General features: G+C 35.1%; 11 protein-coding genes. 1 reads left to right on the top strand and 10 read right to left on the bottom strand.

Annotation, left to right across the window (positions count from 1 at the left end):
- Positions 1-61: 61 nt before the first annotated feature.
- From RMX98_RS10675 to RMX98_RS10630, 10 genes are all read right to left on the bottom strand, one after another.
- Positions 62-913, bottom strand: coding sequence for a WecB/TagA/CpsF family glycosyltransferase (locus tag RMX98_RS10675; RefSeq protein WP_322681600.1), 852 nt, complete (start codon positions 911-913; stop codon positions 62-64).
- Between the two features lie 156 nt (positions 914-1,069).
- Entirely contained in the window at positions 1,070-2,221 is a 1,152-nt protein-coding gene (locus RMX98_RS10670) for a glycosyltransferase family 4 protein (protein ID WP_322681601.1), read from the bottom strand.
- A 118-nt stretch (positions 2,222-2,339) separates the two neighbouring features.
- Positions 2,340-3,227: a glycosyltransferase family 2 protein gene (locus RMX98_RS10665; protein WP_322681602.1), complete on the bottom strand. Its 888-nt coding sequence runs from the start codon at positions 3,225-3,227 to the stop codon at positions 2,340-2,342.
- Positions 3,228-3,332: 105 nt separating this feature from the next.
- Positions 3,333-4,349 carry a hypothetical protein gene (locus RMX98_RS10660; protein ID WP_322681603.1) on the bottom strand — a complete coding sequence of 339 codons (1,017 nt, stop codon included), beginning with the start codon at positions 4,347-4,349 and terminating at the stop codon, positions 3,333-3,335.
- 24 nt (positions 4,350-4,373) lie between these two features.
- On the bottom strand, positions 4,374-5,645 hold the full coding sequence (locus tag RMX98_RS10655) for a glycosyltransferase family 4 protein (RefSeq protein ID WP_322681604.1): 1,272 nt from the start codon (positions 5,643-5,645) through the stop codon (positions 4,374-4,376).
- A 13-nt stretch (positions 5,646-5,658) separates the two neighbouring features.
- Complete coding sequence (locus RMX98_RS10650; protein ID WP_322681605.1) at positions 5,659-6,903, bottom strand: O-antigen ligase; 1,245 nt, start codon at positions 6,901-6,903, stop codon at positions 5,659-5,661.
- A gap of 18 nt (positions 6,904-6,921) precedes the next feature.
- The gene (locus tag RMX98_RS10645; RefSeq protein WP_322681606.1) at positions 6,922-7,848 is read right to left on the bottom strand and encodes a glycosyltransferase family 2 protein; all 927 of its coding nucleotides are present in this window, start codon (positions 7,846-7,848) and stop codon (positions 6,922-6,924) included.
- Positions 7,849-7,872: 24 nt separating this feature from the next.
- On the bottom strand, positions 7,873-9,195 hold the full coding sequence (locus RMX98_RS10640; RefSeq protein WP_322681607.1) for a flippase: 1,323 nt from the start codon (positions 9,193-9,195) through the stop codon (positions 7,873-7,875).
- 46 nt (positions 9,196-9,241) lie between these two features.
- Positions 9,242-10,216: a glycosyltransferase family 2 protein gene (locus RMX98_RS10635; RefSeq protein ID WP_322681608.1), complete on the bottom strand. Its 975-nt coding sequence runs from the start codon at positions 10,214-10,216 to the stop codon at positions 9,242-9,244.
- 251 nt (positions 10,217-10,467) lie between these two features.
- On the bottom strand, positions 10,468-12,672 hold the full coding sequence (locus tag RMX98_RS10630) for a polysaccharide biosynthesis tyrosine autokinase (protein ID WP_322681609.1): 2,205 nt from the start codon (positions 12,670-12,672) through the stop codon (positions 10,468-10,470).
- Positions 12,673-14,148: 1,476 nt separating this feature from the next.
- Here RMX98_RS10630 and RMX98_RS10625 point away from each other — a divergent pair.
- A complete protein-coding gene (locus RMX98_RS10625) occupies positions 14,149-14,532 on the top strand; it encodes a hypothetical protein (RefSeq protein ID WP_322681610.1) in 384 nt (127 codons plus the stop codon).
- Positions 14,533-14,796 lie beyond the last annotated feature (264 nt).

The following is a 14,796-nucleotide window of genomic DNA, read 5'->3' as shown; positions in this document are numbered from 1 at the left end:
TAAATAATTAGTGATTAAACATTAGTACAACATTTCATAAATTCGTGACGAATTGAGCGAGCTACTGGTAAGGCTTTGACATACTCGATAACGCTACGAACTTGTGGAATTTCGTACTGAGAAATAGCAGCATTTTATTTTTTTTTTCTTGACTTGAAATACTCCAAATTTCTCGTAAAAATAATGTGCCAACAAACCAAGGCTCAAGTAAGTAACGTCTCCAAAGTCTTTTCGGTTCACACAACAAACGATACAACCATTCCAAGCCCACCTTTCCCATCCAACGAGGAGGAGTAGGTATTGCTCCTGCGACATAATCCATGCAAGCTCCAGTAGTCAAAATAGTGTTGGTTCGAATATGTTCAAGATTTTCGTGAATCCAATACTCTTGGCGTGGCATACCCATCCCTACCATTAATATGTGGGGTTTGTAATCATTAATTGCAGCCAGAGTAGCCAGATTTTCTTGACTATCTTTATTCATATCAATGTAGCCATGAGCACAAGTAATCTGTAAACCAGGAAATCTCTGGCACAAAATATTTGCTGCTTTTTCAGCGATTCCTGGCTTTGAACCTAAATAGAATATGCGCCAGCCTTTGTTAGCAGCTTCTTCCATCAAAGGCCATACCCAGTCAGCATAAGTTACTCTTTGTTCTCGTTTAATTGGAAAACCTAAAAGCTTTCCAATAAACACTAAAGGCATACTATCAATATGGATATATTCTGCCTTGGAATAAAAAGCCTGCATTTTTAAATCGTTATGGAAAAGATAAAGACTATGTAAATTGTGATTAGCAATAATCCATTTCTCATTTTTATCAATAGATTCTTCAATCAATAAATTTAAGTCGGGGATAGAGAGTGCATCCACTTGGACACCAATAAATTTATAAGAAAATCGCTTTTTCATCTCTTGTTTTTCTTTTGAGTAACTAGGAGATGCTATCTCCAAGGAAAGGTGAGTATTCTAAAATTAATTAACAATATTTCAATCTTAAAGTACTGAAATATTTAAAACAGTTAAGTTTCTTTAGTTAAAAATTATCATCTAAAAAAATAAATGTAACTAAAAGCTACTTACTTTCATCAAGATTTCCGCAATATTCTGTGCTCTTGCATTCCAGGAATATTTTTTTGTAATTAAATTATATGCTGTATCTACAAGTGATTGATATTTATTAATATCAGAAGCAGCATCTAGCACTGTGTTAGCCACTTCTTCACTAGAATATCCTGTTACTAACAAGTGTTCTAAATGACGAAATTCTTCTAAACCTCGTAAGCCTTCTGGTGTTGATACAACTAACTTTCTACTAGCGAAATAATCTAATGCTTTATTGCGAGCGCCACCTGCTACTGCTTGTTTTGAGAATGGCAACAAAGCAATATCTGCATATTTAAGATGGGCAACAAAATCTTCTCTTTTAGGTAAAAATCCTAAAAAAGAAATGTTAGAGGGGATTGGTTCCGAAAGATCACTACTATCCCTACCAATGACGACAAAATGCACCTTACTTTGAAAAGTTTCAAGAGATTTAGCAACCTCAACAGCCATTGATACAGACATATCATTAGTTGGAAATTGAAATGTTTTAGGAGCAATAAGAACCACTATTTTAGCTGGTCTGAATGCTTCATAAGGGTCTTTATTGAGAAAATTTTCAGTATTGAGTAAATCTTCAGTCACTCCATTTCCAATGCAATAAATTTGCTGTGGAGTTTTACCATACCACTGAGAAATTAATTTAGGAATCGATTCACCTGCTGCAATAATTGGATTACCAGAGAAGATCAAAACTCCCTGAGCAATATATGTTTTAATACATTGTGCAAACTCTTTGAAAGGATTAGCAACTGAAAACAAGCGCATCCAGTATTCATAAGGCGAAAATGTATGAAAATCAAATACAAGAGAGCAACTACTGTGTTTTCTAAGCTTTAGTGAAATTAAAGCAGCCAATCCAGGTAGTGTTTCTTGAGCATACACAATATCTGGACAAAACTCATCGATACACTTTTCTATAGCTCGAATATATGATTTCAAGCTTCTTGAGCCAATAGAAAGAGAAGGTGCATAATTAATAGATGAACAATCTAATCCTAGCTGAAACACATCAAAATATTCAGTAAGATATTGTCCTAAATAAAAAGGTCTAGTAAATGCACCAAATGGTTGACTAGAATCGAGAGTTGAGACAATTAGTAAGCGTTTACCCATAAAGTGATTGCTGATTATTTTATGATTTAAGAATTTAAAACTGTATTTGTCAAATTATTAAGATAGTTACAATTTATCCAAATATTATTGACTAATGATTTCCGTGCAGGTATTAAATTTATGAGTTAGTTTGATTGATGTCTTCAGAAAATGTGGGAGAAGTGGCCAAATCTTTGTAACCAATAATTGCTCTTATATAAGGTAAGAACCAGTAAAAAATCCAGAATGGCCCAGAGTGCCTACTACAAAATATAGTCCAGGATTTCAATGGAAATGCTTTAATTTGTAGTACCTTTTTCAAGCGCTCTAAAATATTTAAATTGGTATCCACCCAACTATTGCGGATAGAATTTTTAGTACAAGTACCAATATATCCAGGAGCAACCCATATATTACAACCCAATTTCCGCGCTCTCAGGGCATAATCTAAATCTCCTAAACTGTGAACAAAAGCTGTATCTATATTGCCAACTTTGGCGACAACACTTTTAGGAATTAGCACGCAGTTTCCATACATAGCATCACATTTTTGGATTATGGAACTTGGTTCTAAAAATTCAAACTTATTAGAATACCACTTTTTAGATTTTACTGCTCCTCCATAGGTTGCTTTCCCTGTAATTGAGTCTTTAGTCGAACCAACTACAATTGAGTCTGGATAACCAAGTTCTGTCAAATTTTGATGAATCTGTAATAGGTTACTCAAAGCATTGGCTTCCAGAAATGTGTCATCATTCAACCAAAGATAATAATCATATTGATGTTTTACCGCTTCACCAAAAGCGAGATGCATTCCTCCTACCCAAAATAAATTGCCATTACCCTGAAGAATTTGTACTTCTGGGTATTCTGCTTTAACAGCCTCTGTTGTCCCATCAGAACTACCATCATCAGTTAAATAAACATCACAATGATTTTTTTGCTGGTACACAGCATTTAAACAGGCAAGAGTTGTATTTCGCCTGTTATAACATGTCATAATTACAGCTAGATTTGCTTGCTTCATTTCATTTTCCTCATCCACTATCTACTATTTACACAAATAATCATATAAATCATGCACTTTTATGCAATTTTTACAAATTTATCTTCCATAGATTTTTAGTTAAGTTTAAAATTTAACCATCTTTTCTATCCAGCCACTGAGATTAATATCTAAATTAAAGTTTTTTAGTTTTTGTTCTATTCTTCTGACTACCAACATATATCGATGCCAAACTGATACGCGAGGCATATTAAATTTAACAACCTCTTGACATAACCATCGATATTTATCTGAATTGATATTAATTCTTTTCAATCTTTTGATTTGTGCATTCCAATCGTTATAGAAAAACAAGTTAAAATAATGAATTGATATAATATCATCCCAATCTTTAATTTGTAGTTGTTTTGATAATCGATTATGTAAAGGTAATGGATAACTATAGTTAGGAGGAAGATGTTCGATATTTTCTTCCAAAGCACATAAAGTTACAGACAAAACAGACTGTTCAACAAAATAAATGCCCTGGGGAGGAGTAATATCCAGACGCATTACTTTTTCAAAATTCTCTTTCCAAGCAGTAAATATGCCTGCACTCCTTCTCACAACAACCAAACCAGAATTCCAGTAGGCTCTAATCCTTTTATTACCAATTGGGGTGTCAACAAATACCTCACGCTTTACTCCCAACACTTCATATAGTTTTTGCCAATACCATTCTTGAGGGTCTTGCAGACCTGTAGAACCAATTCCCTGACCATACTCAGGACGTAACCGTACATTACAATCTGCTGGCAATAAAAATTCTTTTGGCTCTGAAAAAAAGCATTTGTCACTGTCTAAAAAAACCAATATTTCTGCATCGATATTTTGTTCTGCATAGGCACAAACTAGGGGTTTATTGGCTAAATAATATTTATGAAATTCCTGATTGATCGGAATTTGTTGATGAGTCACCTGCAACGCTTCAAACGTTTGTTGGGTTTCCTTTAATATCGGTTCGCCTACTCTAGGATGAAAGCTATATATAGGCGTATTTTTCAATTCGCCGCAGAACTTACGAATACTTTCTGCAAGCATTAAAGATTGACCTTCTAAACGCCCAGGTTCTGTACAAATTATAAAAGCTATGGGTATTGACATATTATGAAGTATTGATTTACTCGGTTAATTAATAAATGAAGATTTCTTTGCTATCATCAGTATTTCCTGAAACAAGGCTAAATAACGACGTGCTTGAAGTTCCAGAGTGAATTCTTGTTCGGCTTTTTCGCGTGCATAAAACGACAGTTTTTGCAACCTCTGTTCATTTTCAAGTACCCAAGTAATTCCTTTGGCAAAATCTTCAACTTCATAAGGTTTAGCCAAATAGCCGTTCTGCTGATGATCAACAATATCTTTTAAGCCAGTAGAATTAAACGCGACAACTGGAGTACCACAAGCGAATGATTCCGAAGCTGTCTGTCCAAAAGATTCTTGAAGAGACGGTACAAGCATCACATCAGCTGCTGAGTAAACAGTTGTTAAAGATATAGCATCATGTAAGTGTCCCAAGTAGTGGGTTTTGAAGCCTAAATCAGGTGGATTTTCGGGTTGAGATGCTCCAAAAATTACAACTTCTAAGTCATCTTTCCAGCCAGATTTACTCAATTCTTGTAAAGCTGGTTGCAATAAATGAAATCCTTTATTTCTATCGCTTGTTGCTTCTATTGCTCCAAAGAGTATCAGCTTCTTATCTTGGGGTAGTTTGAGTGTTTCTCTGGCAAAATGTTGATTAATCGGTCGATATTTTTGAGTATCTAGTCCGTGGGGAATTACGTCAATTCGCAAATTCTGCAATAAAGAACTGGAACGAGCGCATTCTGCTAACCAAGAACTTGGTGAAACCAGAGTTAAATTTAAATTTTTCCAAGCTTTTATTTTGCGCTGCCATACCCAACGGGATAAATCCCATTCATTACCACTGTTTAGTTGAGGACAAGTTCCGCAGGATGCTTTGTAGCGATCGCATTCTCCAGTAACGTGGCAACCTCCAGTAAATCCCCACATATCATGGAGAGTCCAAACTAGAGGACGCTTTAGTTTAGCGAATGTTTCTATTTGCATAAAACCTCCGCTAATCCAATGCAAATTTATTATGTCTGGATTAATCTGAGCAACTTTAGGAATAACTCTATCTGGCAACCATTGAAGAAAAAATGGAGTACTTTTCTTTTGACGATAAAGCTTTAAGGGTAAACTTTCAATTGTCAGCTTTGCCTTAGCGATGCCTTGAAACAGTCTAATTTTAGGTGCAATTACTGTTTTATCATCACTATATTTTTCTTGGACTAACATTTGTGACTCTAGTCCTATATCCTGCAAACCTGTATGTAAGCGATATGCAGCCCTCGCTGCGCCTCCATTAATATCGTGAGTACTTATATGTAAAATTTTCATTTTTATTAACCTCCTAATTAATAAAATTATTATCAACTAAAATATTTTTACTATTTCGTTGGTATTCAAGAGTTAAAGATAAGGAAGTGGTGACATACATTAACCAATTCCAACTAGGAGTTAATAATCTAGCTTCTGAGAAATTGACTATAACAATAATGACTAACATCTGCATTGGCCAATAATCTTCCGGCTTTTTTGCGACAGAGATAATTCGAGTCAATGCCATTACAAAGAACCGGACAAATGCTACTGCAAAAGTTAAAAAACCTACAAATCCTAATTCTAACAATAGTTCTAAAAAACCATTGTGAGCATTACTTGCCCAATCATAAGTAGCTCTTAATTTAGATGCAGCATTACTAGTCCAAAATCCCGAAAATCCATAACCTAACCAAGGTCGTTCCAAAACCTTGGAAATCACTAACTCCCAAAGGTCAGATCGTCCATTGAAGGTAAGGTCTTTACCAGAAGTACCAACTACAGTTTCGGCATTGTTGAGAAGTAGTATTGAAAAGATAATGAGTAACATTAAAGCTGAAGTAATCATCACAACTTGTAATTTATAATTAGTTTTTTTCAGGAATTTATATAAAGGTAAAAGTGATATCATTGTCAACAATATAGTTAAAGATGTTGTTGAACGTGAGAGGAGAATCAGACATACAGATACTCCACATAGTGCCCACATCAACCAGCGATATCGATTAATACTAAGAGCAAGGTGCAAAAAGACTCCTGCACTCCAAGCCATCATGTAACCTAATTCATTTTTATGACCATAAATTCCACTCCACATATCTAGTAATTCAGGCGATTGGTGAATATAACCTGGTACAAATGCAGAAAATAACATAGATAATGATGCAGCTACACCAAGCGCCCAAGCTATTAGTCTCATTTGTTCCCTAAGAGAATAACGCATTGCTAAATAGATTGCCAGAAAATATATTCGGATTAGACCTCTTAGATAAGTAAGACTAGAACTTAAGTCTTCTGACCACAAAAGAGAAAATATAACAATTGCTAGTAAAAGAAATTGGAATGGACTTTTGGTAATTACATAAATAAAACCTTTCCAGTATAAAAGGAGGAAATAAAATAAGATTAAATATGAAACTATATTGAATAAAGTATCTAGCTTATCGCCTCCAAGGGTAGACATAGAAACTTCTTGTGCAGGGTGTATTGTTAATGCCCCTACAGCAATGAGCAATAACAATATAGTTAATATTTTTTCTGTTAATTTTATTTTCATTTCTGAAATTTTATTTATCTATTTTTTTAGCGTTGAGTAATTTAATCTTTTCTTCACTTCCTCTTTCAAGATATCCAATGCAGTTGCTTTGTAAACTGTTTTCTGCGTAAAATTATCCGCCTCTACATTCCTCACAATAAAAGGTGGATGCTTTAAAGGAAATTCCATTGCTTGCATCGACATATTGATAAACGAAAATTCTTGATTGGAAGTGAAATGAGTTGCATCTGCACCAACACCAACATTAGAAATTAAATTGACATTGGGAATAATGCTTAAGCTTCCCTGCATCCAGCAAGCAAATGTCCATTGATAATCCCAAGTTATACCTGTAGGATTGTTATAAACAGACTGAAATATCCTTTGCCAAGAGTTTACTGCTTTTGAGTCTATAAGAATGTCATATAAAATGTTTTCTGCTTGCACCTCTTTCCAAAGTTTGATGGTCAAATCATAATGTTGCCAAGCACGTCTCCAACTTGCCCAACCCCAGCAGTGGTTATAGCGAGAAAAATAGTAACTGTAATTTGTACGTTTTCGTCCGAGTTGAAGATTTTGAGCCGAGATTGTGGCGATTCTCGTATCATTTCTATATTTTTTTAGCAGTTCTTCACTAAATCTAAAAAAAGTTGGGTGAGGAATACAATCATCTTCTAAAATAATTGTTTCTTCAACATTATTAAATACCCAATCTAAACCACTGGATACTCGTTTTGCACAACCTAAGTTGATATCAGAATAATTCTTGACAACTTCGCAGTCCCAATCAACTCTCTCAATAATTGCGCGAGTCGCTTCACACTTTTCTGCTTCACCTTCGCGGTCACTGCGGGGACCATCTGCAATTACAAAAAGTTTTGTTGGCTTGGCTTGGCGAATAGCATCAAAAACTTTCTCTGTTGTTTGTGGGCGTTTAAAAATAATAAAAGTTATTGGCGTTTCCATGATGTAAAGATTAAATAGTTAAGATTAGTATTTGTAAAAATGAATAAGCGATCGCACCTGAATTTCAAATAGTTTTTGTGTTCTTGAATCAAATCCATTACATATAAAAGCAGCAGCAGCCTGAGATATTATTGTTGCGATCGCAGCTCCAAGTCCTGCATATTTAGGAATCAGTAATAAATTGAGAATAATGTTTAGTATTGCCCCAAATAAAGTCTTACCTAAAGAAACGTGGTTTAAACCTTCAGCGATAAACCAAGGTGATGTTGCAAGACCCATAAATACAAACAAAGAAGTCCAAATATGAACTGCTAATATTGCCCCTGCATCTGCATATCCACTTCCAAACATCATCATAATTATCTTGTCAGACAAGAATGACATTGGAAGAGCAATTGCCAAAGAGATACATGTCATTAGACTGAGTAATTGTCCTATGCGCTGATAGTAAAGACTTTCTGATTTTTCCTTTGCTGCATAAATTGCAGGAGCAACAGAAGAAACTATCGCTCCTGGAATAAAATACCAAATTTCAGAAACACGCACAGCAGCAGAATAAACTCCAACCTCACTATCTCCGATCATTTGACCTAACATCACCTGATCTATTCTCATAAAAATCATGATGGCGAACCCCGAAAAAATTAGAGGTAAACTCTCTTTCAAAAGAGTTTTGGCAGTTGCAACACTCCAACGCCATAACCACAATGAAGACCCTTTAACTTGGTAAACAATTAGCAAGCCAATTGCACTCATTGCAAATTCTGCTAATGTTACCAAAGCAAAAGCTAGCAATGGTGCTTTTGTTAAAATTAATGCGACTTTGATGATAGTATTTAGCAGAAACGCTGTGTTTTTAGCGATCACAGTGTATTTTGACTGTATCTGTGATTGAAACCATAGTTCAATAGTATCAGACGCCCTAAAAATTCCTGTTATTCCTAAAATTGCAACTAGCCATATCTTTAGTGTTTCATGCTCACCTAAGAAAAACATCGTGCTAACTGCTAATAAAACAGAAGCAATTCCACCCAGAAATTTTAGCCAAAAAGTAGTTCCTAAAATTTCCTCTTTGTTTGATGATTTACGAACAAGATGGCGAACTACAACGTCGTCTAGTCCGAGAGTGAAAATTGGGCTAAATAAGGCAACAAAAGCTAAAGCATAGTTAAATAAACCATACTGCTGTACTCCTAAATAGCGTGCTACCCATACTCCTACAACCAAGCTTGCACCCATACGTAGAATGCGGTCAGCAAACAACCAACCTGTATTGGCAATAATTGCACGTAGCCCAGAACGATATTTAAATTTTGATAAGCTTTTAATTTTTAATTTATTTAACATTACTTTTATAAATTAAATAATATGACATTCTTTATCTCTATAAATCTCATACAATTTTTTCCTTTCCCCAAGTTTTTTTTAATTTACCAGTCATTAAAGTTTTCAAAAAATAGCTAAATAAGAAAATAATGCCCTTTATTTTCCAAAAAAAACTATGCTCAAACAAAAATATTATTTTCAAATATGAAATAAAATCTTGATATTTGGGACATGGTATTGTTTTTAACTCATTGAAAGATGTAAAAGCTAAAAATAATGGTGAGCTTAAATTGTTTTTTTGCATAATATAATTAAAGAGAGAATTACGTTTCCAGAATCTTTTGTATTCATAGTTTTTGTCCATGTCTAAAAATTTCTTATTATGATACTGATTATTATCATGTATTCTATACATCACTAAAGGTTTAGACATATAAAACTTTTTAGCTCCTACCAAAGAAGCTCCCCATACTAGACAATCATCAGCTCTTACACGCCAATCCTCTATATTTGGAATAGGTAAAAATTTTCTGACTATCTCTCTACGTATTGATAATGTTGAAGTTATAGAGCCAATCCATTCACCATTATATAAAGTTCTGATTACTGAATAACCCAAATCTAAATCAACTGTATTACTTTGAAATGTTCCTTGCGCTGCTCCAAATTTTTTATACGCACAAAATATAAAATCACATTCACTACGTCTTTTATAAAAATTTAGGGCGGTTTCTAAATACTCAGGTTCATACATATCATCGGCGTCTAAAAAAAATATAATGTCACCAGTCGCAGCTAAAAACCCTTCATTAAAGGATGATAATTGTCCTTGATTTTTCTCTTTAAAGATAGATTTAACATTAGCTAATTGGGTAAATTTATTGATTACTTCCGCAGAATTATCTGTGGATGCATCATCAACAATAATAATTTCATCAAATTTAACTGTTTGATTTAAAGCGCTATCAATTGCCTCTGAGATAAATTCAGCATAATTGTAATTATTAATTAAACAAGACGTTTTGATTTTATTTTTATCCATATAAAAATTCTCGGTATGTAGCAAAATAAAATGCAGATAGCTGTTACAACCTATAATTACCAATAGGTTGGATATTTTGAGGTATTTTTAGGGATATCTCCAGGTCTACACCTCACCCAGTATTCATGATAAAAAAATTTAAAAATTGCTTGAGTTTTTTGCTTAATGTCATTTATTTTTCCCTAAAATCAATTAAAAAATCGGGTTTATATGGTTATAGTGACGGTCTGTTTTACAATTTTTAGGACAACTTAACGTTCTTTGGAAAATTTGGTTAAGCTGCTGAATACTAAATCTTGTTCAATTTGTCGTTTTTTGGTGTCATAAAAATAATTATTAGGTTCATTTTTAGTATTCACACCATTGATGACTATCCCTAATACCTTCTGACCTGACTGAGTTAAAAACTCTTTAGCTGCATTTGCACTGTTCAAGTCAACCACTCCAGGACGAACGACTAATAAGATACCGTCAGTCAAGGTGCTTAAAACAGCAGCATCTGCTATTCCTGATAAAGGTGGAGTATCAAAAATCACCAAGTCATAATCTCTACCAAAGTTACTAATTAATGTCGCCATACGTTGAGAATCTAGCATTGCTACTGGATTAGGAGGCAAAACTCCAGAAGTAAGAACCTCTAGATTAGGCATTACTTCTTGCACAACCGTATCTAAAGAAGCTTGACTAATAATGATATTACTTAGTCCAATTGTATTTGTTAGCCCCCAAATATGATGCTGTATGGGATGACGCATATCTGCATCCACTAATAATACCCGACGCCCCGCCTGAGCCATAGTCACAGCTAAATTTGCAGATACATCAGACTTTCCTTCTTTGGCAACAGAACTTGTAATTACGATGCTTTTGAGCGGTTTATCAGTACAGAGGAACTTCAAGTTTACTTGTAGTATTTGGTATGCATTACCAACAGGAAAGTAAGGAATATCTCTGCCGATGATTTTGGGAATAGGTCTATCAAGCCCTGCTATAGAAGAATGATCCTTACCATTTCTAACTTGTGCAGGAATCACTCCTAAAACACTGTATCTCAAAACTTCTTTGGCTTCTTTCACGGTCTTCACTGAGCGGTCTATCAAGTCTAAACTAAAGGCGACAATGATACCTAAGAAAAGACCAGCTCCTGCTCCACCAACAATAAAGAGCATTTTTCGAGGCCCTTCTGCTTTGTCAGGGGTTAAAGCATAGGAAATGACACGAGCATTAGGAATCTTTTGGTTTTGGACAATATCAATTTCTTGACGTTTCTTTAAGAGCGTTTCGTAAGTTGTTTGAGCTGCTTGTAGTTTCCGTTCGAGCTCTCGTTGGCTCTGTTCTAGCCTTGGCAAACTATTTGCTCGTTTGATGTAGGCATCTTGCTGTTGTTTGAGTGTGGCAATTTGTCTTTCCAGACCAACGCGTTCTGCCTGAGCACGAGTAATATCTGCAATTAAGCTTTGCCGCAGTTGTCCAACCTGCAAACTTCCCTGTGTTATCTGGGCTTCACCTGCGACTTGTCCTGTCCGCTCTTTTAGCAAGTTCTTAAGAGCTGCGACTCTTTCTTCTAAGTTAGTGATTGTAGGGTGTTCAGCTGAAAAACGGGTACGCTCTAGTGCCAGTTGGCTTTCTGTTTCTTGGAGTTGGGCAAGCACTTTCTGAACTCCAGGGGCTTGACTCAATTCCGAGTCGATTACACCTTGCCGTGAATCTACCTGAGCTTCACTGCTTAATTGCTCTAAACGACCTTTGACATCATTTAGTTGAGCTAAAGCTTGAGAAATTTGGTTTCCTAATTTGGAAATTGTATCGACTGCTGCGGTTGCTTCTTGTTCTAAGACAACAACTTTATTCGTTTCTTTAAATAGCCGCAGTTTTGATTCGGCTCTTCTGACAATTTCTTCAGCTTTTGGTACTTCTGTTACAAGAACTTCTTTGGCTGTCCGGGCTTCTTTCTGATTAGCCTTGATATTTAGGTCGATATAACTGTCGATAACTTCATTGACGATTTTGGCAGCCAGTTCCGGATCGGCGCCTTTATAAGAAAGTTGTACAACATCAGTACCCTTGATTCCTTCTATTTTTAGTTGTTTTGCCAAGTCGGAAATCGAGAGCAGTTTGCCTTGACTATCTTTGAGGTTGAGGGAATTAATTGTTTTCTCCATTACTGGATTCGATCCAATAACTCTCACCTGGGTTTCCAGGGGATTGTCGTTTACATTCAAAGCTTCTAGGCGTCCGATGTCTTCTGGTAAGCCCGTGAGTGAGGAAGAGCGATTTGTTTTAATCATCAAACTTCCTTCTGCTTTGTATGTAGGTTTTAATGAAAATGCATACAAGCATCCAAGGCTAACAGATATGGCAAAAATCCCGACTAGAGGTAGCCAACGCCGTTGAATAACTTCTAAGTATTTCTGAATATTTACTTCTTCAAACTGTGGTAAAGATTCCATCGTCATAATAATATAAGTTTTATAAAAAAGATTATTTACTTACAGTAGATTCTTCTCAGCATTTTGCTGACAGTAGTACTGTAGTCTACTTGATAATAGTAATATTTGCGTTGATTGTCACTTAATATCCTTTTGCTGAGGTTATTCAATATCTAAACTTAACAAACAAATAGTTTTGCAAATTGCAACTTTAACTTAGATTGATTGATATTTTACTAACAGCAAAAACAAAATAATTCACATTTTTCTCTCTGATTTAGTTGCTTGCCTTTTTTTTTGCTTAATTTTGGTTAATTTACTTTTGTGTTAACCCTACTGAATGTAAGTATTGATTAATAATCTAACAACCAATATCATATTATGTAAAAACACTGGATTTAATAACTTTACAAAAAATTCATACAAAATGTTATTATATTCGCTGTCAAGTTGCTGATCTTGAAAAGATAAGAGGAATTAATTCGTTCACAGCAAGGAATAGAACAATTGTGCCAGCCTAGAAGCAATGCAACCACTTCGAGATAAACTTTGTACAGTGAAAAGAGATACTTAGAAAGGCTAGATGGATTTTACCTCAGCTACTTCAAAGTTTTCAGCAACAATTAATTCTTGCTCTAAATAATGGTCAATCTTAGAAACTAAACGGGACTGACTATAATAAAATCATGTGATTTTATTATCAAACTTGTAAGTACTGGCAATCAGTTTAATTTGCCCAGACTGGTGAAAGACTTTTTTTTACGTGGCTTGAGGTGTGAAAATTACAACACAGTGCCCATCCTTGGGTTTATATCCCGTCTTTTAGGTTTACCCGTAAATTTGCAATTACCTTGTTTGTATTTTGCAATAGACACAAAATACCCAGACATGTTGTGTTATATGTGTAACTGCATAGTAACACGTATGAGAGATAAACGGCTAGTAAGTAAGTTGACGTAATAAAAGCAAACTATGTGAATAAAGATAAACTAAGCTAGAATCCCCTTCACTCCTAGCTCTTGACTTATCTCAACGATAAATTTTTATGATGCCCTACTTAGTATAGATAAGTAAATCGGCACAAATAATTGGAAGATAAGCAGTAAAACAAAATTTGCTACACAAAATTTAATCTGAAACCCTTATTCAGTTATCTTCCCTAAAACCTTGCGGGGAAGGAGATTAAGGCTAACAGCAGATTTCTCGACTAGCAAGTTACGCGTAGCGTCTCTTCTTCTCGCTAAGGGAGAAGCTTGGTGCGTGGGGTGCAATACACTGTGGGAATCATAGCTAATTATTCGGACATGATATGAGAAATTCCTTAAACAACTTGTTCAAGGTAGGCAAAGCTCTGCCACAGTACACTATATTTTTAATGAAGTTTACCTCTATTTTTTACTACCTGTGTTAATCTGAAGTACTCAAGCTAGGCTACTTTATTTGGTTTCTCTATCTAGTCAATTCTAATTATTAAACTGGTATTAAATGTTGAGAGATTGAATTATGAAATCCTCTTTTATCATCTTAGTTGTTGTGATTAGCGCACTCGCTCTCACCAAGAGTGCAAATGCTAACCAAGAGAATGTTCCCACGGCAATAGGCGATCGCAATCAAGCTGAAGTTTTATTGACGGAACCAGCTACGATTAACACGACATGGAGTAATTTTATCGGACAGACTAATAATCCAAAACAAACTGCTGAATCAATTTCGCTAGTGCAAGAGCAAGGATGTCAAAAAATTAACCCACTTGAGTACATCAATAACCCTAGCGCTTTTTTTAAACAATGTCAGGAGCCAATAAAGACTCAAAGTAGTGAGCCAATTGAGTATCTCAAGGTTCCTAAACTAGATTCTGGTATTAGTGTGACAGTGACTAAGTTTTGATATATAGCAATCCGCTTTGATTTCTGTATCCCTCACGGGAGCGTAGCCATAATTATTTGCGTAGGAGGTAAGAGGCAATAGGCAATAAATAGTCAAGAAACCTCTTTGAGTTGTACTGAATTCTGTATAAATTCACAACTATGCTGTTGTGTCAACTTAAAGTTGAAACTAGTAAGCGAAAAAGCTGTGAAATGTTGCTTCATTAGGAGTCTTAGACTATTTCTAACTTTTCCAAAAACTGGGAATGTTGTTCTTCAAGCTGTG

This window comes from Nostoc sp. DedQUE02, from assembly GCF_034531035.1.
Lineage (GTDB): Bacteria > Cyanobacteriota > Cyanobacteriia > Cyanobacteriales > Nostocaceae > Nostoc.
This window is presented reverse-complemented; position numbering and strand designations above follow the sequence as displayed.

Bases quoted from the DNA above. Each gene is read 5' to 3' on its own strand.
- RMX98_RS10675 (WP_322681600.1), bottom strand. From the start codon at position 913: ATGAAAAAGCGATTTTCTTATAAATTTATTGGTGTCCAAGTGGATGCA.
- RMX98_RS10670 (WP_322681601.1), bottom strand. From the start codon at position 2,221: ATGGGTAAACGCTTACTAATTGTCTCAACTCTCGATTCTAGTCAACCA.
- RMX98_RS10665 (WP_322681602.1), bottom strand. From the start codon at position 3,227: ATGAAGCAAGCAAATCTAGCTGTAATTATGACATGTTATAACAGGCGA.
- RMX98_RS10660 (WP_322681603.1), bottom strand. From the start codon at position 4,349: ATGTCAATACCCATAGCTTTTATAATTTGTACAGAACCTGGGCGTTTA.
- RMX98_RS10655 (WP_322681604.1), bottom strand. From the start codon at position 5,645: ATGAAAATTTTACATATAAGTACTCACGATATTAATGGAGGCGCAGCG.
- RMX98_RS10650 (WP_322681605.1), bottom strand. From the start codon at position 6,903: ATGAAAATAAAATTAACAGAAAAAATATTAACTATATTGTTATTGCTC.
- RMX98_RS10645 (WP_322681606.1), bottom strand. From the start codon at position 7,848: ATGGAAACGCCAATAACTTTTATTATTTTTAAACGCCCACAAACAACA.
- RMX98_RS10640 (WP_322681607.1), bottom strand. From the start codon at position 9,195: ATGTTAAATAAATTAAAAATTAAAAGCTTATCAAAATTTAAATATCGT.
- RMX98_RS10635 (WP_322681608.1), bottom strand. From the start codon at position 10,216: ATGGATAAAAATAAAATCAAAACGTCTTGTTTAATTAATAATTACAAT.
- RMX98_RS10630 (WP_322681609.1), bottom strand. From the start codon at position 12,672: ATGACGATGGAATCTTTACCACAGTTTGAAGAAGTAAATATTCAGAAA.
- RMX98_RS10625 (WP_322681610.1), top strand. From the start codon at position 14,149: ATGAAATCCTCTTTTATCATCTTAGTTGTTGTGATTAGCGCACTCGCT.